The 22,167-nt window shown below is 64.7% G+C and carries 23 protein-coding genes; 11 read left to right on the forward strand and 12 right to left on the reverse strand.

The window, feature by feature from the left end; genetic code table 11:
* The first annotated feature begins 7 nt into the window (after window positions 1-7).
* On the forward strand, window positions 8-895 hold the full coding sequence (locus ACVC7O_RS08035; RefSeq protein ID WP_458325565.1) for a sulfurtransferase: 888 nt from the start codon (window positions 8-10) through the stop codon (window positions 893-895).
* A 70-nt stretch (window positions 896-965) separates the two neighbouring features.
* Here ACVC7O_RS08035 and ACVC7O_RS08040 read toward each other — a convergent pair whose 3' ends face one another.
* From ACVC7O_RS08040 to ACVC7O_RS08050, 3 genes are read right to left on the reverse strand one after another with little or no spacing between them, the layout of a single operon-like run.
* Complete coding sequence (locus tag ACVC7O_RS08040) at window positions 966-1,736, reverse strand: maleate cis-trans isomerase family protein (protein WP_458325566.1); 771 nt, start codon at window positions 1,734-1,736, stop codon at window positions 966-968.
* The gene (locus ACVC7O_RS08045; protein WP_458325567.1) at window positions 1,733-2,899 is read right to left on the reverse strand and encodes a M24 family metallopeptidase; all 1,167 of its coding nucleotides are present in this window, start codon (window positions 2,897-2,899) and stop codon (window positions 1,733-1,735) included. Before ACVC7O_RS08045 ends, ACVC7O_RS08040 begins: the two co-directional genes overlap by 4 nt.
* Window positions 2,896-3,933 carry a pyridoxal-phosphate dependent enzyme gene (locus ACVC7O_RS08050; RefSeq protein ID WP_458325568.1) on the reverse strand — a complete coding sequence of 346 codons (1,038 nt, stop codon included), beginning with the start codon at window positions 3,931-3,933 and terminating at the stop codon, window positions 2,896-2,898. Before ACVC7O_RS08050 ends, ACVC7O_RS08045 begins: the two co-directional genes overlap by 4 nt.
* Window positions 3,934-4,026: 93 nt before the next feature.
* On the opposite strand from ACVC7O_RS08050, the gene ACVC7O_RS08055 reads away from it, so the two are divergent.
* Together ACVC7O_RS08055 and ACVC7O_RS08060 are read left to right on the forward strand one after the other, a co-directional pair.
* On the forward strand, window positions 4,027-5,013 hold the full coding sequence (locus ACVC7O_RS08055) for a sugar phosphate isomerase/epimerase family protein (protein ID WP_458325569.1): 987 nt from the start codon (window positions 4,027-4,029) through the stop codon (window positions 5,011-5,013).
* Window positions 5,010-5,849, forward strand: a complete 840-nt coding sequence (locus ACVC7O_RS08060) for a PfkB family carbohydrate kinase (RefSeq protein WP_458325570.1) — start codon at window positions 5,010-5,012, stop codon at window positions 5,847-5,849. The genes ACVC7O_RS08055 and ACVC7O_RS08060 overlap by 4 nt, the downstream gene beginning before the upstream one ends.
* On the opposite strand, the gene ACVC7O_RS08065 is transcribed toward ACVC7O_RS08060, so the two are convergent.
* Both ACVC7O_RS08065 and ACVC7O_RS08070 read right to left on the reverse strand, forming a co-directional pair.
* Window positions 5,834-6,673, reverse strand: a complete 840-nt coding sequence (locus ACVC7O_RS08065) for an amidohydrolase family protein (protein ID WP_458325571.1) — start codon at window positions 6,671-6,673, stop codon at window positions 5,834-5,836. The genes ACVC7O_RS08060 and ACVC7O_RS08065 overlap by 16 nt on opposite strands.
* Window positions 6,674-6,690: 17 nt before the next feature.
* On the reverse strand, window positions 6,691-7,722 hold the full coding sequence (locus tag ACVC7O_RS08070) for an aldo/keto reductase (protein ID WP_458325572.1): 1,032 nt from the start codon (window positions 7,720-7,722) through the stop codon (window positions 6,691-6,693).
* A 97-nt stretch (window positions 7,723-7,819) separates the two neighbouring features.
* Here ACVC7O_RS08070 and ACVC7O_RS08075 point away from each other — a divergent pair, with 97 nt between their 5' ends.
* The 3 genes from ACVC7O_RS08075 to ACVC7O_RS08085 are packed head-to-tail and all read left to right on the forward strand — an operon-like array spanning window position 7,820 to window position 11,198.
* Complete coding sequence (locus ACVC7O_RS08075; protein WP_458325573.1) at window positions 7,820-8,620, forward strand: BtpA/SgcQ family protein; 801 nt, start codon at window positions 7,820-7,822, stop codon at window positions 8,618-8,620.
* Complete coding sequence (locus ACVC7O_RS08080) at window positions 8,617-9,711, forward strand: M42 family metallopeptidase (RefSeq protein WP_458325574.1); 1,095 nt, start codon at window positions 8,617-8,619, stop codon at window positions 9,709-9,711. The genes ACVC7O_RS08075 and ACVC7O_RS08080 overlap by 4 nt, the downstream gene beginning before the upstream one ends.
* Window positions 9,711-11,198, forward strand: a complete 1,488-nt coding sequence (locus ACVC7O_RS08085) for an FGGY-family carbohydrate kinase (RefSeq protein ID WP_458325575.1) — start codon at window positions 9,711-9,713, stop codon at window positions 11,196-11,198. Before ACVC7O_RS08080 ends, ACVC7O_RS08085 begins: the two co-directional genes overlap by 1 nt.
* A gap of 144 nt (window positions 11,199-11,342) precedes the next feature.
* Here the strand turns inward: ACVC7O_RS08085 and ACVC7O_RS08090 are convergent, their stop codons facing one another.
* Genes ACVC7O_RS08090 through ACVC7O_RS08100 form a run of 3 tightly spaced genes read right to left on the reverse strand, consistent with a single transcriptional unit; the run spans window position 11,343 to window position 13,766 of the window.
* A complete protein-coding gene (locus ACVC7O_RS08090; protein ID WP_458325576.1) occupies window positions 11,343-11,696 on the reverse strand; it encodes a DUF1428 domain-containing protein in 354 nt (117 codons plus the stop codon).
* Window positions 11,697-11,748: 52 nt separating this feature from the next.
* Complete coding sequence (locus tag ACVC7O_RS08095) at window positions 11,749-12,663, reverse strand: carbohydrate ABC transporter permease (RefSeq protein WP_458325577.1); 915 nt, start codon at window positions 12,661-12,663, stop codon at window positions 11,749-11,751.
* Complete coding sequence (locus ACVC7O_RS08100) at window positions 12,660-13,766, reverse strand: carbohydrate ABC transporter permease (protein ID WP_458325578.1); 1,107 nt, start codon at window positions 13,764-13,766, stop codon at window positions 12,660-12,662. Before ACVC7O_RS08100 ends, ACVC7O_RS08095 begins: the two co-directional genes overlap by 4 nt.
* A gap of 172 nt (window positions 13,767-13,938) precedes the next feature.
* On the opposite strand from ACVC7O_RS08100, the gene ACVC7O_RS08105 reads away from it, so the two are divergent.
* Window positions 13,939-14,367 carry a cupin domain-containing protein gene (locus tag ACVC7O_RS08105; RefSeq protein WP_458325579.1) on the forward strand — a complete coding sequence of 143 codons (429 nt, stop codon included), beginning with the start codon at window positions 13,939-13,941 and terminating at the stop codon, window positions 14,365-14,367.
* A 256-nt stretch (window positions 14,368-14,623) separates the two neighbouring features.
* On the opposite strand, the gene ACVC7O_RS08110 is transcribed toward ACVC7O_RS08105, so the two are convergent.
* On the reverse strand, window positions 14,624-16,252 hold the full coding sequence (locus ACVC7O_RS08110; RefSeq protein WP_458325580.1) for an extracellular solute-binding protein: 1,629 nt from the start codon (window positions 16,250-16,252) through the stop codon (window positions 14,624-14,626).
* Window positions 16,253-16,468: 216 nt separating this feature from the next.
* On the opposite strand from ACVC7O_RS08110, the gene ACVC7O_RS08115 reads away from it, so the two are divergent.
* From ACVC7O_RS08115 to ACVC7O_RS08130, 4 genes are all read left to right on the forward strand, one after another.
* Window positions 16,469-17,518 carry an ABC transporter ATP-binding protein gene (locus ACVC7O_RS08115; protein WP_458325581.1) on the forward strand — a complete coding sequence of 350 codons (1,050 nt, stop codon included), beginning with the start codon at window positions 16,469-16,471 and terminating at the stop codon, window positions 17,516-17,518.
* Window positions 17,519-17,579: 61 nt separating this feature from the next.
* Complete coding sequence (locus ACVC7O_RS08120) at window positions 17,580-18,173, forward strand: SGNH/GDSL hydrolase family protein (RefSeq protein WP_458325582.1); 594 nt, start codon at window positions 17,580-17,582, stop codon at window positions 18,171-18,173.
* 19 nt (window positions 18,174-18,192) lie between these two features.
* Window positions 18,193-18,642: an RbsD/FucU family protein gene (locus ACVC7O_RS08125; protein ID WP_458325583.1), complete on the forward strand. Its 450-nt coding sequence runs from the start codon at window positions 18,193-18,195 to the stop codon at window positions 18,640-18,642.
* Between the two features lie 3 nt (window positions 18,643-18,645).
* A complete protein-coding gene (locus tag ACVC7O_RS08130) occupies window positions 18,646-19,554 on the forward strand; it encodes a ribokinase (protein ID WP_458325584.1) in 909 nt (302 codons plus the stop codon).
* Here the strand turns inward: ACVC7O_RS08130 and modC are convergent.
* The 3 genes from modC to modA are packed head-to-tail and all read right to left on the reverse strand — an operon-like array spanning window position 19,551 to window position 22,131.
* Window positions 19,551-20,657, reverse strand: a complete 1,107-nt coding sequence (gene modC / locus ACVC7O_RS08135; RefSeq protein WP_458325585.1) for a molybdenum ABC transporter ATP-binding protein — start codon at window positions 20,655-20,657, stop codon at window positions 19,551-19,553. The genes ACVC7O_RS08130 and modC overlap by 4 nt on opposite strands.
* The gene (gene modB / locus ACVC7O_RS08140) at window positions 20,654-21,349 is read right to left on the reverse strand and encodes a molybdate ABC transporter permease subunit (protein ID WP_458325586.1); all 696 of its coding nucleotides are present in this window, start codon (window positions 21,347-21,349) and stop codon (window positions 20,654-20,656) included. Before modB ends, modC begins: the two co-directional genes overlap by 4 nt.
* A complete protein-coding gene (modA, locus tag ACVC7O_RS08145; RefSeq protein ID WP_458325587.1) occupies window positions 21,346-22,131 on the reverse strand; it encodes a molybdate ABC transporter substrate-binding protein in 786 nt (261 codons plus the stop codon). Before modA ends, modB begins: the two co-directional genes overlap by 4 nt.
* Window positions 22,132-22,167 lie beyond the last annotated feature (36 nt).

The following is a 22,167-nucleotide window of genomic DNA, read 5'->3' on the forward strand; positions in this document are numbered from 1 at the left end:
AATCCACATGACACCACCTCTCACGCGCCGCGCCTTTGGCGGCCTGACACTGGCGGCCCTGTCAGTGCCCCGCAACGTCTTCGCAGCGCCCAGCAGCTATGCCAACCCCGATCTGCTGGTCAGCGTGGCCGAGCTGCAAACCAAGGTCTGGGCCGAGGGCGCGCCGCCTGCGGTGCTGGTCGATGTGCGCTCTGCCGAGACCTTCGCCGCCGGGCATATCCCCGGGGCGGTCCTGCTGGAGGCCAATGCGGTGGTCGCCCCCGGCGGGCCGATCACGGGCGCCTTGCGCCCTCAGGCTGAGATCGAGACGCTGTTGGGCGATCTCGGGATCACGCCCGACCGCCGGGTGATCCTCTATGATGATCGCGGTGGCTTTCACGCCGCGCGTATGTTCTGGCTGCTCGAATACCTCGGTCATCAGAACGTCGCCCTGCTGAACGGCGGGCTGACCGCCTGGACAGCGGCGGGCGAAGCGCTCTCCACCACGCCTGTCTCCCCAAATCCTGGACGGTTCGTCTCGGCCCCGATGCCGCGCCGCTTCGCCACGGCGGATTACATCATGGCCCATCGGCGCGACCGCGATACCCTCGTGATCGACGTGCGCCCGCCCAAAGCCTTCGACAAGGGGCATATCCCCTGGGCCAAGAACGTGCCGTGGAGCGCCAATCTCGACGCGGCCAAGCAGTTTCTGCCTGCGGCGGACTTGCGCGCACTGTTCGACGGCTATGGCGTCCTGCCGGAGCATAACGTGGTCATTCATTGCGAGGTTGGGCTTGCGTCTTCGCACAGCTACGTGGCGCTGCGGCTTCTGGGGTATCCGCAAGTGCGGGTCTACCACCGGTCCTGGGCCGAATGGGGCAAGGACGACTCGCTGCCCCGATCGGGCGGCGTCTGACCCCGTGGGCGCGCGCGTCTGCTGGACACAGCGCGGGCGCCCACTGCCTGAAGGTAGACCCCTCTCCCCTTCAGGACGCCCGACCCTCTGGTTGGAAGAGGTCGGGCACCAACCCACCGGGGGGATCATCCCGAGCGATCCTCCCGGTGGACATCAGCAGGTGCCAGGCCAGCACAAGATTGCTTGAGAGCACCGGCAGCCCGGTGGCCTGTTCGATCTGGTGGATGACGTCCAGCGTGCGCAGGTTGGTACACGACAAGAACAGCGCATCGACCTCTGCACCCGCCGCAAGGTCGGTCGCGGCGTCGACAATCGATGGTCCGTCGATCCGTGCCACCTTCGCTTCTTCCGCCTCGCCAAAGCTGCCGAAGACCGGCGTCTCGATCCCGGCCGCGCGCAGCCGGTCGCGCAGGCGCGCCGATACCGTTTCAATGTAGGGCGACAGGAGCGCAAGCCGCGTGAACCTGAATGCGTCGCAGGCTGCGATCAATGCTGTCAGCGGGTCTGTCACCGTGGCTGCATCGGTGCCCCGGCGGATGGCCTCAGCAACAGCCTGCGCTCCGATCTGCGCGGTGCCGGAGGTGCAGCCGTACCCCACCGCGCCGAAGGTGCAGCCCTGCGGGAAGAGCGACGCGGCCTGCGTCAGATGCTGCTCCATCTCGGCCAGCGTGTCCGGCGTGACCGTGACGCCGGACGGGACACGAGAGACCAGCAGCCGCACATCGGCGGGCACCATCCGGCGAAACTCATCTTCGATGGTCAGATCCGCTTGCAGAACGATCAGCCCCAGCTGGTGTGGCGGAGCAGGGGCTTCGCCATAGGGATAGGGGGCTTGAGTCACGCGCCCAACCGCGGCAAATGGCGTGGCGCGGGCGTCGAGAGGTAGTCCGCGCCGCTTTCGGTGATTGCGATGACCTCTTCATGCACAAGCGTGCGCCCGGGCGCGATCTCGATCCCCGGCTCGAGGGTGATTACCATGCCCGCCTCCAGCACCGTACGATCCTGCGGCATCAGGGACAGCCCTTCGGTGAGCTGCAGGCCCACCCCGTGGCCAAGCCGACCTGCATCGGAGCCACCCTCACCGCCTGTGAGACACGCGTCCATGACCGCGAAGAGCTCAGCAGCGGTGGCGCCGGGCCGCGCCGCTGCAAAGCCCGCCGCCTCGGCCTCCAGCAAGAGCTGGTAAGCTGCTTCGGTCTCGGCGTCGGGCGGGCCAACGCTGTAGTTTCGGTCGAAGTCGCAGAAGTAGCCGTCCCAGACGATGCCGGTGTCCAGCATCAAGACGTCGCCTGGGTCCAGCGGGCGCGCCGAGGCCGGGGAGATCACGTCGCCATAGCCGCCCGGGCCTGCGCCGCCAGCCAGATAGGCAACCCAGTCCGCCCCTTCCTCGAGGGCCAGCCTCTGGACGCGGCGAAACACCGCCTCCAGAGGCTGGCCCTGCGCTGTACACGCCGGGACGCGGGCAAAAGAGCGGTCCGCAATCGCGCAGGCATGCCGGATCTTCGCAATTTCGGCGGGCGACTTCACCGCACGGGCCCGCCGCATGATCTGCGCATCGGGCGCGACTGTCCGCGGGGCGAGCGCGGCTTGCAGCGCCGCCCAATCGTCGAGCGGCATCCGCAGATGGGTCTCCAATCCGCTTGGCACCCCGATCCGCCCCTGCGCCGGGGTACAGTCAGTCAGCGTTGCGCGCAGCAAGGACACCCCGTCATCCGAATAATCCGGCGACCGCCAGGTGCGGATGTCGCTGATCCAGCATTGGCCCATCAGATGCGCACCGATCGACGGGATCACCGCAATCGGATCCCCGCTTTGCGGGACCACCACGAACCAGGGGCGCGTCGGGCTCTCCCAGAACCGTGTCAGGAACCCGGTCACATAACGCACATCCGGTTCGGTCGTGAGCAGCAAGGCGTCCAACCCGGCCGCACGCATCATCGTCTGGATGCGGATACACCGGTCTCGAAACTCCGCCTCCGGGAAGCCGCGGGGCGGTTCTGTCACACCTCCGGTCCTTCGCTCAGGATCAGGAGCACGCTGGCATCCCGCGGCAACGCAAGATCAGTCGCCCCGGCCATCAGCGCGGCAAGGCCCGCCGCACCAGAGGGCGTGCTGGCCAGCCCGATCTTTGCGGCAAGGTCCGCTCCCGCCTGTCCCTCCGCCTCGCTGATCGTGGCGAAGACATCGGCATCGCGGGCGAGGCCCTTGAGTGCGATCAACGACGGCACCTTGCAATCGAGCCGCCCCATGGCCGAGACCGGCCCGGGCGTTTCAACCGGGCGTCCTGCCGCGATGGAGCCCATCAGTGCGGGAGCCACCTCCGGCTCCACCACGATGATCTGCGGGTCATCGCCCCACCTCTGCCGCGCGGCGGCGGCGCATGCGCCTGCGAGGCCGCCCACGCCCGCCTGCAGCAGTACATGCGTCGGCACCGCTGCAATCTGGTCAAACACCTCTGCCATCAGCGCGAGGTACCCCTCCATCAGCCGGTGCGGGCGCGCGGTGTAACCCGACCAGGAGCTGTCCGACAGCAGCACAGCGTCCTGCGCCTCGGCATAGGTCGCGGCCGCCGCCATGCTGGCTTCATACTCCGCGCCCGCGCGGATCACCTCGGCGCCCTCCGCCTCGAGGCGGGCCGCGAAGGCCTCCGGTACGGTCTCGGCAATGAAGATCACGGACTTTGCGCCGAAGGCGGCGGCCCCGGCGGCAACCGACATGCCGTGGTTGCCGGCGCTCGCTGTCACGTAGGTCGTGCCCTTGGCGGCGCCCTCGGCGTGATCGCAGGCGATGACATAGGCGGCGCCAAGCGCCTTGAAGCTGCCGAGACCCATACGCCCCCGTTCGTCCTTGATGTCCACCCGTGCGACGCCAAGGTTCTCTGCCAGCGACGTCGCGGCGATCAAAGGGGTGCGGGCCGCACGCGGACATTTTGTCAGCATTGAAACCGGCGCACCGGCATCGACGCTCGGCATCGGAACACCATCAAGCTCGGGGTGTGCGAGCCCGCTGCGACGGTAAGGATTCACAAGAGCCTTCATGCCGCGACGGTGGGCGAGAACGTGCGCGCCGTCAATCACATGCGTCGAAAATCCGGTTTGCCAGAGCGCGCGCCTTGCGGCTAGGCTCGCGCCATGACAGCCAAGCCACCGCCCCGCTACGCCGCCCGCCTCAATGCCTTCAAGATCGGTGCCGCGGCGTATTGGCCCGGCAAGAACACCGTGACAACCGCGGATTTGCTGGCCCGGGCGGCGACCGCAGGGCTGACCGCTGCCGATCTCAACTACCCTGACCATTTTGTGCAGGACACGCCTGCGGAGCTGTCGGCTGCGCTCGCGGACGCGGGCATGGTGCTGAACGGCTTGGCGATGCGCTATTACACCGATCCCGGCTATAAGCTCGGTGCGTTCACCCATCCGCAGGCCAGCATCCGCCGCGCGGCGATCGACGAGACCAAACGCGGGCTCGATGCGCTGGCCGAGATGGGTGGGCGGCTCATGACACTCTGGATGGGGCAGGACGGGTTCGATTACTCGTTCCAGATGGACTATGTGGCGGCCTGGGCCCACACGCTGGAGGCCATGGCCGAGGTCGCAGATCACAATCCCCAGATCGATATCGCGCTGGAGTACAAACCCAATGAGCCCCGCGCCTTTGCCGTGATGCCCGATGCGGCAACAACGCTGCTGGCCTTGAAAGAGCTTGGGCGCGCCAACACCGGCGTGACGCTCGATTTTGCCCATGTGCTCTACGCCGATGAGATGCCGGCCTTTGCGGCGGCCTTGGTGGCGCGGCATTCGCGCATCTTGGGTGTGCACCTGAACGATGGCTATGGCAAATGGGACAACGGGCTGATGGTCGGTGCCGTGCATCCCATTCAAACCATTGAGCTTCTGGTCGAGCTGGAGCGTGCAGGCTATGACGGTGCGATCTACTTCGACACCTTCCCGGATCACTCCGGTCTCGATCCGGTGGCCGAGGCGCGCACCAACATCGAGATCGTTGACCGGTTGCGCAAGGTGGCCGCCGGTCTCGTCGGTGATGCGGAGCTGCAGGCTGCCATTGCGGCGCAGGATGCGCCTGCGGCGATGCGGATCGTCCATCGGGCCCTGGCCACGTGAGCCTGCTGGTCGTTGGTGCGCTGCACCTCGACGTGGTGCTGCGCGCGCCGCATCTCCCAGCGCTTGACGAGACCGTTAGAGGCTCCAGCGTCGACTATGTCTTTGGCGGCAAGGGGGGCAACCAGGCGGTGGCGGCGGCGCGGATGGGCGCGTCGGTACATTTTGCTGGTCGCGTTGGCGCGGATCGTTTTGGTGAGATGCTTCGGGAGACGCTGCGCGTCAGCGGCGTCGACATCACCCAGGTGCAGGACGACACGGGACCCTCGGGAATGAGCGCGGCCATCGTCGATGCGCAGGGCGACTATGGAGCCGTGATTGTCTCCGCCGCCAATCTCAACATCGCGGCCGATCGCATCCAGATTCCCGAGGGCACGCGGCTCGTGCTGCTGCAGAATGAGATCCCGGAGGCCGTGAATGTGACGGTGGCGCGGAGCGCCAGGGCAGCGGGCGCGCGGGTCTGGCTGAACGCCGGACCCGCGCGCCCGCTGCCCTCCGCCCTGACCGATGCGCTGGATTTGCTGATCGTGAACCGGGTCGAGGCGGCGGCTTACAGCGCGCTTGCCGTGCCCAAGCTCGAGACACGCGGGGCGGAGGGGGTGATCTTCGATGGCCGCACCATGCCGGGCTATTCCGTCGACGTGCTGTCGACCCACGGGGCCGGGGATGCCTTTGTCGGCGCGTTGGCGGCGGAAGTTCTTAAAGGCGCCGACATCGCCAAAGCCATTCCCTTTGCCCAAGCCGCCGCCGCCCTGCATGTGAGCACGCCACGAGAGGCGCAGGCAAAGCTCACCCGGTCCGCTGTCATGTCTTTCCTCGTGGATCACTCCAGCCGGTAAAACCGCCGCGCCGTGCCACCAAAAACCTCCGCCCGCTCCGCGTCGCTCAGACCGTCGGCCAGCCCCTGCGCCACGTCGAGCCAGTCGCCATATTCGGCAAAGACCCGCACCACCGGCCAGTCCGACCCCCACATCACGCGCCGCGCGCCAAAGGCCGTCAGAATGTGGTCGGAGAAGGGGCGCAGATCATCTGGCGCCCAACCGTCGCGTGCCTCGGTGATCATCGCGGAGAACTTGCACAGCGCCTGGGTCTCTTCCGCCAAACGTGTCATCTCGTCCGCCCACGCGGTAAAGATGTCCTCGCCCGCCATCTGCAAATGGATCTGCGGTTTCATCAGGTGGTCGAACACCACCCGCATCTCGGGATACCGCCTGAACAGCGTGTGGAAGTTCGGCATGTGCTGCGGAAACCCCAAGGCGTCGAGGCTGAGGTCCAGATCAATCAGCGCCTCATAGGCCCATTGCACATCCGCTCGCAGCATCCAGTCCACATCCGGAATGTCCTGGATCATCGGGCGCACGCCCCGGAATTTCGGATGCCGCGAAAAGCGCTTCAGCACCTCCAACTGGCCCGCGTCTTCAAAGTCGATCCAGCCCACCACGGCCTTGACGCTCGGCGTCGCCTCCGCCAGCCCCAGCAGATACTCTGTCTCCGCCACCGTCGCGGCCGCCTGGACCAGCACGGTGCCCGCTATGCCGTGCCGCGCCAGCGCGGGTTCCAGATCCGCCGGGCCGTAATCGCGGTTCAGAACATCGATATCGGGCATCCAGTCATAATCACCCCGGTCGATCTGCCAGTAATGCTGATGCGCGTCGATTTTCATGTCGAGAGCCCCTCTGATCAACCGGTGGGCGCATCCTCGCGCATCAGCCCCTTGGCCTTCAAGTCGTCCCAGAGCGCTGCGGGGATTTCCGCCTGTGCCGCCTGCAGATTGCCCTGCATTTCCGACACGCCCTGCCCACCGGGGATCACCGCCACATGCGCTGGATGCAACAGCGGGAACTGGAAGGCGGCATCCACCATGCGCACCCCGTGATCTGTACAGACCGCCTCGATGGCATTCACCCGGTCCAGGATCTCCTGTGGCGCGACATCATAGTTGTAGTAGGCCCCCGGTTTGGCGCCTGTCGCGAGAATGCCGGAGTTATAGGGCCCGCCCGTGACAATCCCGATGCCTCGGCTTTCACACAGCGGCAGGAAGGAGTTGAGCGCCTCCTGTTCCAGCAGCGTATAACGCCCGGCGAGCAGGAAGAGGTCGAAGTCGCCGCGCTCCGCAAGGGTCTGGCAGACCTCCCACTCGTTGATGCCGCCACCAATCGCCTGGATCATGCCCTGATCGCGCAGGGAGACCATTGCGTCATAGCCGCGCCCGCCAAAGAACTCCTCGATCCGCATGTCGGAGACCTCTTTCGAGCCATGGCTGAAAATGCACAGATCGTGGACATAGAGAATGTCGATCCGGTCCACACCGAGCCTTGAGAAGGAATGCTCGACCGAGCGCATGACCCCGTCATAGGTGTAATCATATTGCTCGCGGCGGCAGGGCACGTCGAACCACTTGCCCACGCCCGAACGGTGCTCGGGTGCGCAGTGTTGCATCAGCCGCCCGACCTTGGTCGAGAGCACATACTCATCGCGCGGTTTGCCCCGCAAAAACGGGTTCAGCCGCGTCTCCGACAGACCCATCCCGTAAAGCGGCGCGGTGTCATAATAGCGCACGCCCCCGTCCCAGGCGGCATCCAGTGTCGCCCGCGCATCCTCATCCGAAATCGCCTTGTAGAGGTTGCCCAAAGGGGCCGTGCCGAACCCCAGTTCCGTGAAGGTCACCCCGCCGTTTCCGATCCGGTCCCACGCGCGTGTCTTCAGTGTCATATCGGCCTCCCCCATGCTGTTGGCGCTATCATTACCGAGTTTCCCTTTGCGTGAACAGATCACAAAACCTAAGCTCCAACACAAAGGGGAGAGGGATATGACCGAGCGGTTCAGAGCGGTATTCGGGGTCGAAAAGCCGGTGATTGCCATGGTGCATCTGGGCGCCCTGCCGGGCAGCCCGCTTTACGATCCGGCGGTCGATCTGGTGGCCGCCGCTCGCGCCGATCTTCAGGCGCTACAGGCCGCGGGCTTCGATGCGGTGATGTTCGGCAATGAGAACGACCGGCCCTATGAGTTCGCGGTTGATGCGGCCTCGAGTGCGATGATGGCTTACGTGATCGGGCAATTGCGCGATGAAATCACCGTGCCTTTTGGCGTCAACATGCTCTGGGACCCGATGGCGAGCGTTGCCGTCGGCGCGGTCACCGGCGCGGGCTTCATACGGGAGATCTTCACTGGCACCTATGCCTCCGACATGGGGCACTGGTCGCCGGATGCGGGTGCGGCGATGCGCTATCGCGACCGGCTGGGACGCTCCGACATGGCGATGCTCTACAACATCTCGGCGGAGTTCGCACACTCACTCGACGCGCGCCCCTTGCCTGACCGGGCGCGCTCCGCCGTCTTCTCCTCGATCCCCGACGCGGTCCTGGTCTCGGGCCAGATCACCGGCGAGGCGGCGGCGCTGTCGGACCTCGAAGCGGTGAAGGCGGCGCTGCCGGAGACGCCCGTGCTCGCCAACACCGGCGTCAAGCGCGACACGGTCGCAGAGGTGTTGCGCGTGGCGGACGGCTGCATCGTCGGCTCCTCGCTGAAGGTGGATGGGGACACCTGGAACGCCGTTGATCCCGACCGCGCGGCTGATTTCATGGCGCGGGTACGGGCGGCGCGCGGATGAGCGACCGGATCAAAGGCGACCTGCTGGACCTCATGCAAATCCCCGGGTTGTCCGGGCACGAGGATCGCGTCCGACGGGCGATCACCGCCCGTCTCGACGCGATGGGGCACGCCACTCAGACCGATGTGCTTGGCAATCTTTGGACGACCATCCCGGGTGAGGGGCCTGCGGTGATGCTCTTCACCCATATGGATCAACTGGGTTTTGTCGTGCGCAAGATCGAAGCGGATGGACTCTTGCGTCTGGAACGCCTCGGCGGCGTGCCGGAACGCGCGCTTGCGGCGCAGGAGGTGCTGATCTGCCTCGGCGAAGGCCGGGACCTGCCCGGGGTGATCGCCAACAAGAGCCACCATGCGACCTCACCCGATGAGAAATACACCGTGGTGCCCTACGCCGATCTCTTCGTCGATGCGGGCTTTGCCTCGAAAGCGGCCGCCGAGGCTGCGGGCATTCGCATCGGCACGCCCGTGGTCTACACGCCCCGGGCCTTCGAGATGCCGGGCGGACGCATCGCGGGCACCAGCGTCGATGACCGCGCCGGCTGCGCCGTGCTGCTCGATATCGCGGCAGCTTTGACCGCACGCGAGGGCGGGCCGCCCGTCCACCTTTGCTTCACCGTGCAGGAGGAGTTCAACCTGCGCGGTGCGCAACCCTTGGCCCAACAGCTCCAGCCCGACATTGCGCTGCAGATTGACCTGATGCTCGCCACAGATACGCCGGATATGGCCGCGCGGGGCGACATGGCCTTGGGGCAGGGACCGGGCATCAGCCTCTACAGCTTTCACGGGCGTGGCACGCTCAACGGCGTGATCCCGCATCCGGCGCTGGTGCGGCTTGCCGAAGAGAGCGCCGAGGCCACGGGTCTGCCGCTGCAACGTTCCGCGCAAACCGGGGTGCTGACCGATCTGAGCTATGTGCAGCTGGTGGGCAAGGGTGTGGCGAGCCTCGATCTCGGGTTCCCCATGCGCTATTCGCATTCCGCGCGCGAGGTTTGTGACCTGAATGATCTGGCACAGCTGTCGCAGCTGCTGCAGGAGATGCTCGCCCGCATCCCGCCGGAGTTTTCTCTCAACCGCGACGAGGTGACCTGATGGCATACACCCTTGGCATCGACATCGGCACTTACGAGACCAAGGGTGTGCTCGTGGATTTCGAGGGTCGCGTGGTGGCGCAGGCCGCACGGGGCCACAAGATGCTCGTGCCCCAACCCGGCTGGGCCGAGCACCGCCCCGAGGACGACTGGTGGGGCGATTTCGTCCATGTCTCTCAGGCCCTCTTGCGCGACAGCGGCCTGGACCCGCGCGAGATCAAGGCCGTCGCCTGCAGCGCCATTGGCCCCTGCATGCTGCCTGTGGATGCGGGGGGGGCACCGCTGATGAACGGCGTGCTCTACGGCGTCGATGGCCGTGCCGAGGCGGAGGTGCGGGAGCTCACCGACCGCATCGGCGAAGACGTTCTGATCGAGCGCTGTGGCAATGCGCTCACCTCGCAATCCGTTGGCCCGAAAATCCTTTGGCTGAAACGCCACCGCTCGGAGCTCTATGCGCAGACCGCCCATGTGCTGACCTCCACCAGCTTCCTCGTACAGCGGCTCACCGGCGAGGTGGTGATCGACCACTACACCGCGGCCAATTTCGCGCCGCTCTATGATGTTGAGACCCAGAGTTGGGTGAGTGATCTCGCCGATGACATCCTGCCGCTGGACAAGCTGCCGCGACTCCTGTGGTCGGATGAGATTGCGGGCGAGATCACCCGCGAGGCGGCCGCGGCGACTGGGCTGGCGCCCGGAACGCCCGTGACCGCCGGGACCATCGATGCCGCGGCCGAAGCCTTCTCAGTGGGCGTGGATCAACCGGGGGACATGATGATGATGTATGGCTCGACCATCTTCATCATCCTGCGCGCGGCGGAGCGTGTGGCCGACCCGCGCATCTGGTATGCGCCCTGGCTCTTTGCGGGCGAGCACGCCTCGATGGCCGGGCTTGCCACCTCCGGCACGCTGACCCATTGGTTCCGCGACCAGATCGCCCGCGATCTCGACCCGGCAGAGGCGTTCCCGACGCTCGCTGAAGAGGCCGCCGCCTCGCCGCCCGGGGCCAACGGGCTTCTTCAGCTGCCGTATTTCTCGGGCGAGCGCACGCCGATCCATGACATCCATGCGAAAGGCGCGCTCTTTGGTCTGAACCTCACCCACACCCGGGGTGACATGTACCGCGCGCTGATCGAAGGCATCGCCTACGGCACGCGGCACGTGACGGACACCTTCGCCGAACTGGGCCAATCGCCCACCCGGCTGCTCGCGGTCGGCGGCGGCACGCAGAACCGGCTCTGGCTGCAGGCGACCTCGGACATCACCGGGATCGACCAGGTGGTCTGCGAGAAGACCACGGGCGCAAGCTACGGCGATGCCTTCCTCGCCGCGCTCGCCATCGGGGCCGTGAGCCGCGCTGATATCGCGCAGTGGAACCCCGTCGCGGAGACGATCGAGGCCGCGCCCGATCCTGCGTATGACAAAGGATACGACCTCTTCCGCCGCCTCTACGAACAGACCAAGGACATCGCGGCGGATCTGTCATGACAGAAGATGCAGAGGAAGGTCCGGAGGCCACCCGGCCCAATTTGGGCCGGGTGGCCTCCGGACCGGAGCGCCCTTGCCGGGCGGGCCGCGCCAAGGCGCGGCCCGCCCGGCAAGGGCGCCACCCCGTCAGTCAAAGGCCGGGTTCTAGATTTCGAGCACCGTCTCGAAGCCGCCGAAGATCAGCCGTTTGCCGTCAAACGGCATCGGGTTTGTCTCCGGAGACATCTCCGGGTCTTCCATGATCTTCGCCCATCCCGCGTCGCGGGCCTCTTTTGACGGCCAGACCACCCAGGAAAACACCACCGTTTCATCGGCGCCGCACTGCACGGCCTGCGGAAAGGACGTCACCTCTCCCGGGGGCACATCATCACCCCAGTTCTCGACGGTTTTCAACGCACCGTGCCGCTTGAAGACTGCGCCTGAAATCCGCGAATGCTCCAGAAAGTCCTGCTTCTTGTCGTTGGGCACTGCAGCCACGAAGCCATCCACATATGACATGATCCACCCTCCTATGCTGGGTGCGTCATAGCACAGCGGCCCCGCCGGGGCACTACTTCACGGCACCTGCGGCCATGCCCTTGATGATGTATTTCTCAAGGAAGATCGCCACGATGATCAGGGGCAGGATCGCCGCAGACGACAGCGCCGCCATCGACCACCAGTTGATCCCCTGGCTGCCGGTCTGGCTGGCGACCATCACCGGCAGCGTCGTAGCATTGGTGGAACTCAGCAAAGCCGCGAAAAAGTATTCGTTCCAGCAGAGCACCAGGCTCAGGATGAAGGCCGCCACCATGCCGGGCAGAGCGATAGGCAGAACGATCTGAAGGAAGGCGCCCCAGATGCCCAAACCGTCTACGAGGGCCGCTTCCTCCAGTTCAACGGGAATGCCCTGGAACTGGTCGCGCATGATCCAGATGACAATGGGCAGCACCATCAGCGTATAGAGCAGAATGAGCCCGATCCGGCTGTCGAGCAGATCGAGCGACTTGTAGAGCACAAGGAACGGCAGGGCGAGCACCACCGGCGGCAGGATCATCTGGCTGAGGAAGAAGAACGAGATGTCCGAGTTGCGCATGAACCCGAAACGGTAGTTGAAGCGCGACAGCCCGTACGCCGCCAGCGAGCCCAGCACCACCGCAAGCGTCGAGGCCGAGAGGGCCACGACCGCCGAATTCCAGAACCGTTTGAGGAACTCCTCGCGCACGGTCGACACCTCGCCGATGAGCCGGGGGGAGAGCCCGAGGCTTTCCCAGCCTTTCCATTTCGGCATGTAGTCCACGAAGGGGATCATGTTTCCGCGCATCACATCCGGCGCCAGTTTGAACGATGTGGTCAGCGTCCAGTAGATCGGAAAGAGGCAGATCACCGCCCAGAGGATCAGCGCGGCGTAGATCGCGACGCGGCTCGACCACCATTTGACCTTCACGCTGCGATCGGCGGCGTGATCCTTGAAAATCGCACTCATGCCGGGCGCTCCATCCAGCGGCTCACCAGCTTCAGCAGGGCGGTGATGAAAATGATGATCAGCACCAGATAGACGATGGCCAACAGCGTGCCGTAGCCCACGTTCGAGCGGTCGCGGTACTCGCGGAAGATGAAGCTTGTGACACTGTCGGTGGCGCCACCGGGTCCGCCTGAGGTGACGTTGATGATGATATCCGCGAGCTTCAGCTTGAAGATGATGCGGATCACGATGGCGGTGACCGAGACGGGCAGCATCAGCGGGAAGATCACCTCCTTGAAGCTTTGCCAACCGGTGGCGCCGTCGACCTTGCTGGCCTCAATCACCTCACGCGGCAGCGCCTGCAGGCCCGCCAGCAGCATGATCATCATGAAGGGGATGAAGGTCCAGGCGTCCATGGCCATGATCATGAAGCGTGCCATCTCGGGCGTGCCGAAGAAGCTGGGCTCAAACCCCATTTCGCGCACGAGTCGCGAGATCGGGCCAAAGCGCACCTCCAGCATCGACTTGCCGACCATCCACGAGACCGCAACAGGGCTCAGCATCAAGGGCAGCAGAAAGACCACGCGAAAGAACTTGCGCGCGCGGATCTGGGCATTGAGCAGCAGGGCCAGGCCAAAGGCGATCACATATTCCACGCTGACGGCGGCGACGTAATAGACCATGTTTTTCAACGCGTTCCAGTAGAAGGCATCGCCCCACATCTGGCGCATGTTGTCCCAGCCGTTGGGCCGCGCACCATTGAGCGACGCGAGGTTCCAATCGGTGAAGGAGATGTAGAGCGCAAAGAGCAGCGGGAAGACCACAAGGCTGATCACGAAGAGCGCGGCTGGCAGCACGAAAAGCGTGCGTTTGCCCTTTTCGCCGTTCACGATCACCTGCGCAAAACACAAAGCGGTGGCCCAGAGCAGATAGGCAAAGAGCACGGGCCGCCATGTGTCGAAGCCAAAGCCGATGCGCCCGATCTCATGGGCGAATTGCAGCGCCGCAAGGGCCAGCACAAGCAGGGCCGTCCCCCAGACCATTGCCTTGCCCAGACGCCTGCGCGTGTCAGAGATATCGTCTGCCGTGACGGTGTGCAGCAGGTCGCCTTCGGTCGTGCTCATGCGGCGACGTTAGCGCTGTCTTGCTGGGCTGTTAAGACGAAACTGACCCCGGCGCCGCTTTTGCCCCAAGTGCCTCCGACCTGCGGTTGTGCGGCGGTGGCGATCTCTCTTGACGTGATACCATAATGTTTCATATTTAAGTGATACCATATGGTATTATAAGGAGAGTGATATGAAACGACATCTGATGACCGCGCTGATGGCCAGCTGGCTTGCGGCGGGCCCTGCATCTGCGCAGGAGATCGCGCTGATCGCCGCCGCCGATCTCGACTGGCAAAGCACGCCCGAGGGGGTCGCCTTCGCAGCCCTCGACGGTGACCGCTTCGCCGAAAGCTATCAGGCCATGGTCAGGTTGCCTGCCGGGATTGTCAGCCCGCCGCATGTCAAATCGGCTGATATGTTCGGTGTGATGCTGGAAGGGCAGATGGTTCACTACGCCAGCGGCGCCGATCCGGCAGCGGCTGTCCCCGTTGGCCCCGGCGGGTTCTATCACATCCCCAGCGGTCTGCCCCATATCTCGGCCTGTGTGTCCGAGGTCCCCTGCGTGGCCTATCTCTATCAGGACGGGGCGTTTGACTTTCTGCCGGTGCAAACGCCCTAGTTACCACTCGTTAGCAAACACGCGGTTTTGAGGCCATAGGCCCGAAACACCGATCCGGGCACCGACAAAATACCGACGTTATACCGACGTTGGATTTTCATGAAAACAGGGGGTCTGTGGGCGATCCGCGCCAGAGGGCCGCGCAGGCCTGATCCCCGTTGCGCGCCCGCTGCGTTAACCTTTGTCCGGACCTTGAAACTGAAAAGGGGCGCCGCATCTTGCCGCGCCCCTGTCTCGTCCTGTGACTGGGCAGTGGTCAGAGCCCGAGCGACGCCTTGTAGAGCGCGATCTGGTTGTCGCGCCCGATCTGGTCGGTGATCTTCTCCCAGGCGGCGGCGATGGCGTCCGCCGTTTCCTGCGCCGAACCATACTGCCCCGCATAGCCCTTGGCGAGCTCGTCTTCGGCGACGGAGTAGTATTGGAAGATCCCCGGAATACGCGGCTCGATCGCGGCATTCGGGTGGTTGTAGCTGTCCGCGTTTGAGCCCAGGTAGTCCTCGATGAAGGCACGGTCGTAGCCTGCCTCTTCCCACTCCTCGAACTGGAAGTGCGACTGGCGATACGGCTGGAAGCCCGACGGGTAGGCCGAGGCCCAGAGCGACAGGTCCTTACCGCCCAGATGCGCCGCCGCCGACCAGGCCGCTTTCTTCTTCTTCTCGTCGCCTTCGACGGTGGCCATCACGTAAACGCCCCAGCCGATGTAGGCCATGTTGGGCGCCTCGTTGCGGGTCTCTTCCCATGCGCCGGACTGGGCATTATAGACCCGATCCGAGGCCGGGTTGATGCCGAAGCCCACCACATCGCCGACCACAGACGTGTCGGACGTGCGGGCGGATGAGCCCACGTCGCCCCACCACATCAGCATTGAGCCGGTGCCCGCGAGGAACTGCTGGAAGGCTGTGGTGCCCGGGTCCGCGTTGATCTGGTCGGCGGGGTAGGCGCCCGCTTCGATCAGGTCCATCACGTCTTGAATGGCCTGCACCCAAGCCGGGTTATTGACCATTGGTGTCATGGTCTCCGGGTCGAAGAGCCACGCGGGGCTGTTGGGGTGTTTGGCGTAAGCCGCGGCGCGGTTTTCCAGGAAGTAGAAGCCAAAGCCACCCCAGCCTTTCAGCGGGTCGAGATAGCCATGCGCGGGCAGACCGGTCAGCGGGTCTTCCTTGCCGACCAGCTCCTTACTGGCCGCATTGATTTCCTGCCAGGTTGTCGGCACCTCAGCGCCGCCAATGCCATCTGGGCCGAAGTAATCCTTACGATACGCAAACGTATGGCAATCGCCGTCGATGGAGACGCGGTAGGTCTTGCCATCCCAGGTGCCGACGGGATCCTTGAGGTAGTCGACATAGTCGTCCATGTCGATCTGCTCTTTCACCCAATCAGGCATCTCGGAGGCCATGCCGCGCCCCAGCACGTCGCCCTCAAAGGGCGCACCCATCTCGATGATATCGAAGTCCACCGTGCCGGTGGCAATCGACTGCTGCAGCCGTGCGTTATAGTCAGCCTGGGCGAGGTCGATCCAGTTGATCGTGGCGCCGGTATAGGCCTCCCAGGGCTTCAGGAACCCGCGAAACAGAAAGTTGTGCAGGTTCTGGTTGTTCAGCCCCATGAATGTGAGCTCGACCCCGGCAAACTCGCCCTCGGCCACGTTTTCCTTCGTCGCGCCAAGGCAGAGCTCGCCCACTTTCTGCCAGTCGCTGTCGGTCGGAGAGCCCGCGCCCACACCGGGGATTTTCAGGATCTCGGCCCGCACATTGCCGTGCCCGTCAGCGCGCGCCGCGGCCTTTGGCATCATCGCCACGGCCCCCAGTGCAGCGCTGCCTTTTAGCATCTGCCGCCGGTTCATTTTCTGGGCCGCCCTGATGTAATTGTAGAGCTCTACTTTCATATCCATCCTCCCTGGATTGCAGTGACACGTCTTGTCAGTGGGCAGATGGCAGAGCGCGCGTTTTCGTCCGCGTCTTTATCAGCAGCGCCAGGTGATCCCCCCACGAAATTTCACTATGATCGAGATTTACCTTAAGTCAACAAAAGCCATAAGCCGGGCGTGGACAAGGCAAAATCCTTTCTCTAGCATCGTGTTTCGAAGGCGGGGAGGCAGGGCATGGCAGGGGTCACAATCCAGGACATCAAAAAGTCCTATGGGGCGGTTCAGGTCATCCATGGGGTCAATGTCGAGATCGCGGATGGCGAGTTCGTGGCGCTCGTCGGGCCGTCCGGATGTGGCAAATCCACGCTGCTGCGCATGATCGCCGGGCTCGAGCCTATCAATGGCGGCACCATTGCCATTGGGGACCGCGTGGTGAACAACTTGCCGCCCGCCGAGCGTGATATCGCGATGGTGTTTCAGACCTACGCGCTCTATCCACACAAGTCGGTGGCGGAGAATATGGGTTTCGCGCTCAAGGTGGCGCGCACCGACAAGGCCGAGATTGCACGACGTGTGAAAGAAGCAGCCGAGATCCTGAGCCTGACAGACTATCTCGATCGCAAACCCCGGCATCTGTCAGGCGGCCAGCGCCAGCGGGTCGCAATGGGCCGCGCCATTGTCCGCGATCCGCAGGTGTTTCTCTTTGACGAGCCGCTCTCGAACCTTGACGCCAAGCTGCGGATCCAGATGCGAACGGAGATCAAGGAGCTGCACCAACGGCTGAAGACCACGACCGTTTTCGTAACACATGATCAGATCGAGGCAATGACGCTCGCGGATCGGATCGTGGTGATGCAGGCAGGCAAGATCGAACAGATCGGCACGCCGCTTGAGCTCTATGACAACCCGGCCAATGAGTTCGTTGCCACTTTTATCGGCGCGCCTTCGATGAACCTGATCGAGGGTCAACTCAAGACCGGTGTCATCGATCTCAGCGGTCATGAGCTGCCTTATCCGCAAAGCTCGGCCTCGGGGCGTGCACGTCTGGGCATCCGGCCCGAGCATCTGGAGCTTGTCGATGTGGGGGCGGGCCTGCCGATGCAGGTCAAGGTCGTCGAGCCGACCGGCTCGGAGACGATGGTCTTCCTCACCTTTGCAGGCCAGGACATCACTGCCGTTTTTCGCGAACGGCACGCCTTTGCGCCGGGCCAGACCATCCATCTGCGTCCTGATCCTGAGCATCTGCACTGTTTCGATGCGCAGACCGGTCAACGGATCGGGTAGGCGGGTGTCGTCGCGCAGCATCCTGTGCTTCGGCGATAGCAACACGCATGGCAGCTGCGCGATGCGCACAGCCGATGACCGCACGCGACATGCCCGGGCCCTGCGCTGGCCCAATGTGATGGCCAAGAAGCTTGGGGCGGGCTGGGAGGTGATCGCTGAAGGGCATCCCGGGCGGACAGCTGTTTTTGACGACCCCATCGAGGGGTCGCACAAAAACGGGCAGGCTGCGCTGCCAGTTCTGCTGGAGAGCCATCGGCCTCTTGATCTGGTGATCGTCATGTTGGGCACGAACGATCTCAAGGCGCGGTTTGGCCAGTCCGCGCATGACATTGCGCTCGGCCTGCGCCGTCTGGCGTTGGACATCGCGACCTGTGACAGCGGCCCGGGTGGCCGCGCGCCCGAGGTTCTGCTGGCCGCGCCACCGTGCACAAAGGAGGCAGGGGTGCTTGCGGAGACATTCGCTGGGGCCGAGGAGAAGTCGGCAGAGCTGCCGGGCCTTTTGGCCGCGGTTGCTGTGCGTCAGTCGGTGCATTTTGCCGACATGGATGCGGTGGCTGATGTCGACCCGGTTGACGGTGTGCACCTGAGTGCTGACGCGCATGCCGCCATTGGCGCGCAGATGTGCAAAGCCGTGCTAGAAATCTTCAAGGATTGAACAAGGAGGACCGCATCACATGCTCAAAGGACTGGACCCGATCCTGAACGCGGATGTGCTCTACGCGCTGCGCGCGATGGGCCATGGCGATGATCTGATTATCGCTGACACCAACTTCCCGTCGGACAGCGTGGCGCGCAAGACCGTGTTGGGGCAGGTCTTGCGCATTGACCGCCCAGCAGCGGAGGTGGTGCGGGCGGTGCTGTCGGTTTATCCCATCGACACGTTCGTTGACGATGCGGCGGCGCGGATGGAGGTGGTGGGCGAGCCAAACACCATCCTGCCGGTGATGGAGGAGGTGCAGGCCGAAGTCTCCGCCGCCGAGGGGCCGAAGATGCTGGGGATTGAGCGGTTTGCCTTCTATGACCGCGCGAAGCAGGCCTATGCGGTGATCCAGACGGGGGAGCGCCGCTTCTACGGATGTTTTGCCCTGCGCAAGGGCGTGGTGCCGCCGGACGCGGAAGGGTAAGCCATGGGCAAGGCGGTCATTCTCGGGGTGTTTGTTGCGGACACCGCCTATCGCGCAGATCGGATGCCGCGGATGGGCGAGACGATCCTCGGCAACAGCTTTGCGCTGGGGCCGGGCGGCAAGGGTTCGAACCAGGCGGTGGCCTGTGCCAAGATCGGCGCTGAGACGCATATGATCTCGAAGCTGGGGCAGGACGACTTTGCCAAGCTTGCGCTCGACACCTGGGCCGCTGCCGGGGTTGAGGCGCATGTGCAGCAGGTGGCCGAGAGCTACACAGGCGCGGCCTATATCTTCATCGAGGAACGCTCTGGCGACAACGCGATCATCATCGCACCGGGTGCCGCCGCGCTGATTGAGGCCACTGATATCGACGCTCATGCCGATCTGATCCGGGGCGCGGATGTGTTTGTCACCCAGTTGGAACAGCCAATGCCCGCCGCGGTTCGTGCGCTGGAGCTTGCCCGGGAGGCAGGCGTGACCACGATCCTCAACCCTGCACCGGCGGCGGAACTGCCCGACGGGATGTTGGCGCTCTGTGATTACGTCACCCCGAACGAAACCGAATGCGAAGCGCTCACTGGCGTCGCCGTTGAGAGTGCCGAGGACGCGGCCCGCGCCGCTGAGGCGCTGCGCGCCCTCGGCGTCGGCACACCGATCATCACCATGGGCGCGCAGGGCGCTTATCTCGACGGTCACGGGCTGGTGCCTGCCATGACTGCGGGCGCCGTGGTCGAGACGACAGGTGCCGGAGACGCTTTCAATGGCGGGTTCGCTGCGGCACTGGCCGAGGGAAAGCCCGCGCTTGAGGCGGTCCGGATCGGCTGTGCAACGGCCGGCATTTCGGTGACCCGCCCGGGCACGGCGCCTGCAATGCCAACCCGAGCGGAGGTCGACGCGCTTCTGACAGCCTAGGAGCCTTCGGCGGGTGCGGGTTGATCGCCGATCGCATCCCGCGCCACAGAGACGGCCTTCAACACGGCGAAGACCTTGGAGCCGGGCGCCAGTGACAGCGCGTCCGCCGAACGGCGCGTAACCCGCGACAGCAGCAGCGCATCGCCGAAAGCCAATTGCACCAGAACCCCAGGTCCTCCTCCGAAGCGCAACTCTCGCACGGTCACCTCCAGCACGTTGAGCGCGGAGATACCACGCGGGCGTTCCGTGGCCAGCATCACATCCTGTGCTTCTATCCAGACCCGGACGGGCGCACCAGGCGCCTGGTCAACCCGTGGCAACAGCAAGGTGGCTCCCGAGGCATCCAGCGCGCTCAGCCCGTCGGCGTGATGTTCGGTCACACGGGCTTCGAGCATGGCGCCTGCCGAGCGCACGCCGAGCGGTGTAATCGCAGGATCACTCAGCACATCCGCCGCCGCGCCCTCACGCGCGACGCGCCCGTCGTTCAGTGCGACAACGGTCGTGGCGATCCGGGCGACTTCGGTGGCCGCGTGGCTGACATAGAGGATCGGCACCGACACTTCATCGCGCAACCGCTCGAAGTAGGGCAGGATCTCGGCCTTGCGCTGTTCATCCAACGCGGCGAGCGGTTCATCGGCGAGGATGAGGCGCGGGCTTGCCAGCAGCGCGCGGCCAATCGCAACCCGTTGCCGTTCGCCACCTGAGAGATGGCCGGGGCGACGGCCAAGCAGGTGCCCGATGCCCAGAAGATCGATGATCCGGTCGGGATCTTCCCGCGTGATCGATCTTGGCGCAAACCATCGCCCGTAGTTGAGGTTCTGTCGCACCGTCATATGCGGGAAGAGCCGCGCATCCTGAAAGATATAGCCCACCCGACGCCGGTATGGGGCGACGGCTTCACCCGTGTCACTGTCGAAAAGCACGTCACCATCGCAGACAATCCGTCCGGCTTGAGGGTGGAGCAGCCCGGCGACCGCGTTCACGATGGTCGATTTGCCCGCGCCAGAGCGGCCGAAGAGCACTGTCACGCCCGCGGGCGCTTCGAAGGTGATGTCGAGGTCAAAGCTCTCGAACCGATGCTGGAGGGCGACGGAAAGCGTCATACGCCGCGCACCTGTCCAGCCGCCCGGCGCGCGACCCATTCCGAGAGCAACAGCGCGCCCATCGCGATAATCACCGAGACGACGACCAATCGCCAGGCCGAGTTCTCCCCACCGGGCACTTGCAGGAAAGCATAGATTGCCGAGGGCACGGTCTGGGTCTGACCCGGAATGTTGGACACAAAGGTGATCGTCGCGCCGAACTCGCCCATCGCCTTGGCGAAGGCAAGGATCGCGCCCGCGATCACGCCCGGCAGGATCAGCGGCAAGGTTACCGTCAGGAACACCCAGGAGCGCGACGCCCCGAGCGTCGCCGCGGCGTCTTCCAGCTTGGGGTCCACCGCTTCGATGGAGAGCCGCATCGCGCGGACCATCAGCGGGAAAGCCATGACCGCGGCGGCTAGTGCTGCCCCCGTCCAACGGAAGGCGAAAACGATGCCAAGCGCCTCAAGGGTGCTGCCAAGGGTGGTCTGTGTCCCAAAGCTGATGAGCAACAGATAACCGGTCACCACCGGTGGCAGGACAAGGGGCAGGTGCACGATGCCATTCAGGATCTGTTTGCCGGGGAAGTGCTTGCGCGCGAGCACATAGGCGACCCAGAGGCCGAGGGGCAGGCTCAGCAGCGTCGCCCAAAAGGACACCTTGAGCGACAAGGTCACCGCACGCCACTCTTCGGGGCCGAGCCAGTCGGTCATTCTGGTGCCTCGACCCGCTGGAACCCATGCTGTTCAAGTAGCGCACGGGCGGGTTCTGATTGCAGAAAGCCAAGGAAGGCATGCGCGGCGGGTGCGCCTCGGCCTGAGACGATGGCAGCGGGGTAGGTTATCGGGGCGTGGCTCTCCGTTGGGAAGCGGGTCAGCACCGTGACGCGCGGCTCGGCCATCGCATCTGTCGCGTAGACGATGCCATAGGGCGCGGCCCCGGTCGCGACCAAGGCCAATGCGGCGCGGACGTTATCGGTTTGCGCAACCAGCGGCGCGATCTGATCCCAGAGATCAAGGTGCGATAGGGCCGCTTTGCCGTAGATTCCAGCAGGCACCGCATCGACCAGCGCCATCGCGATGCGGTCCTGCCTTAACTGTTTGGCGAGCGCCTCGGTGGTCGGTGGGATCGCGGTCGCTTCGCTCCCATGCGCGATCAGCACGAGATGGTTGCCGACGACATCTATCCGGCTGTCGGCGTCAATGGCGCCACGTTCTTCGAGCCAATCCATCCACTCAGCGCTGGCCGAGATGATGACATCCGCAGGTGCGCCGAGCGAGATTTGGCGGGCCAGAACCGACGTGCCCGCGTAAGACACAACGATGCGCTCCTCGGTGGATTCTGAAAACGTTGCGGCGATCTGGTCCAGCGCCGTCTTCAGGCTGGCCGCTGCGAACACGGTGATCTGCTCGGCCTGAGCTGCGCTGATCACCGACCACAGGCTCACATTCAGCGCCACGAGCCATCTTGCGCCGCGCCGTCCTAACCCACCCATCGGTCTTCCTGCGAATGGTCGGCGGCGGCCTGGCAG

The sequence above is a fragment of the Roseobacter cerffii genome (assembly GCF_054226325.1).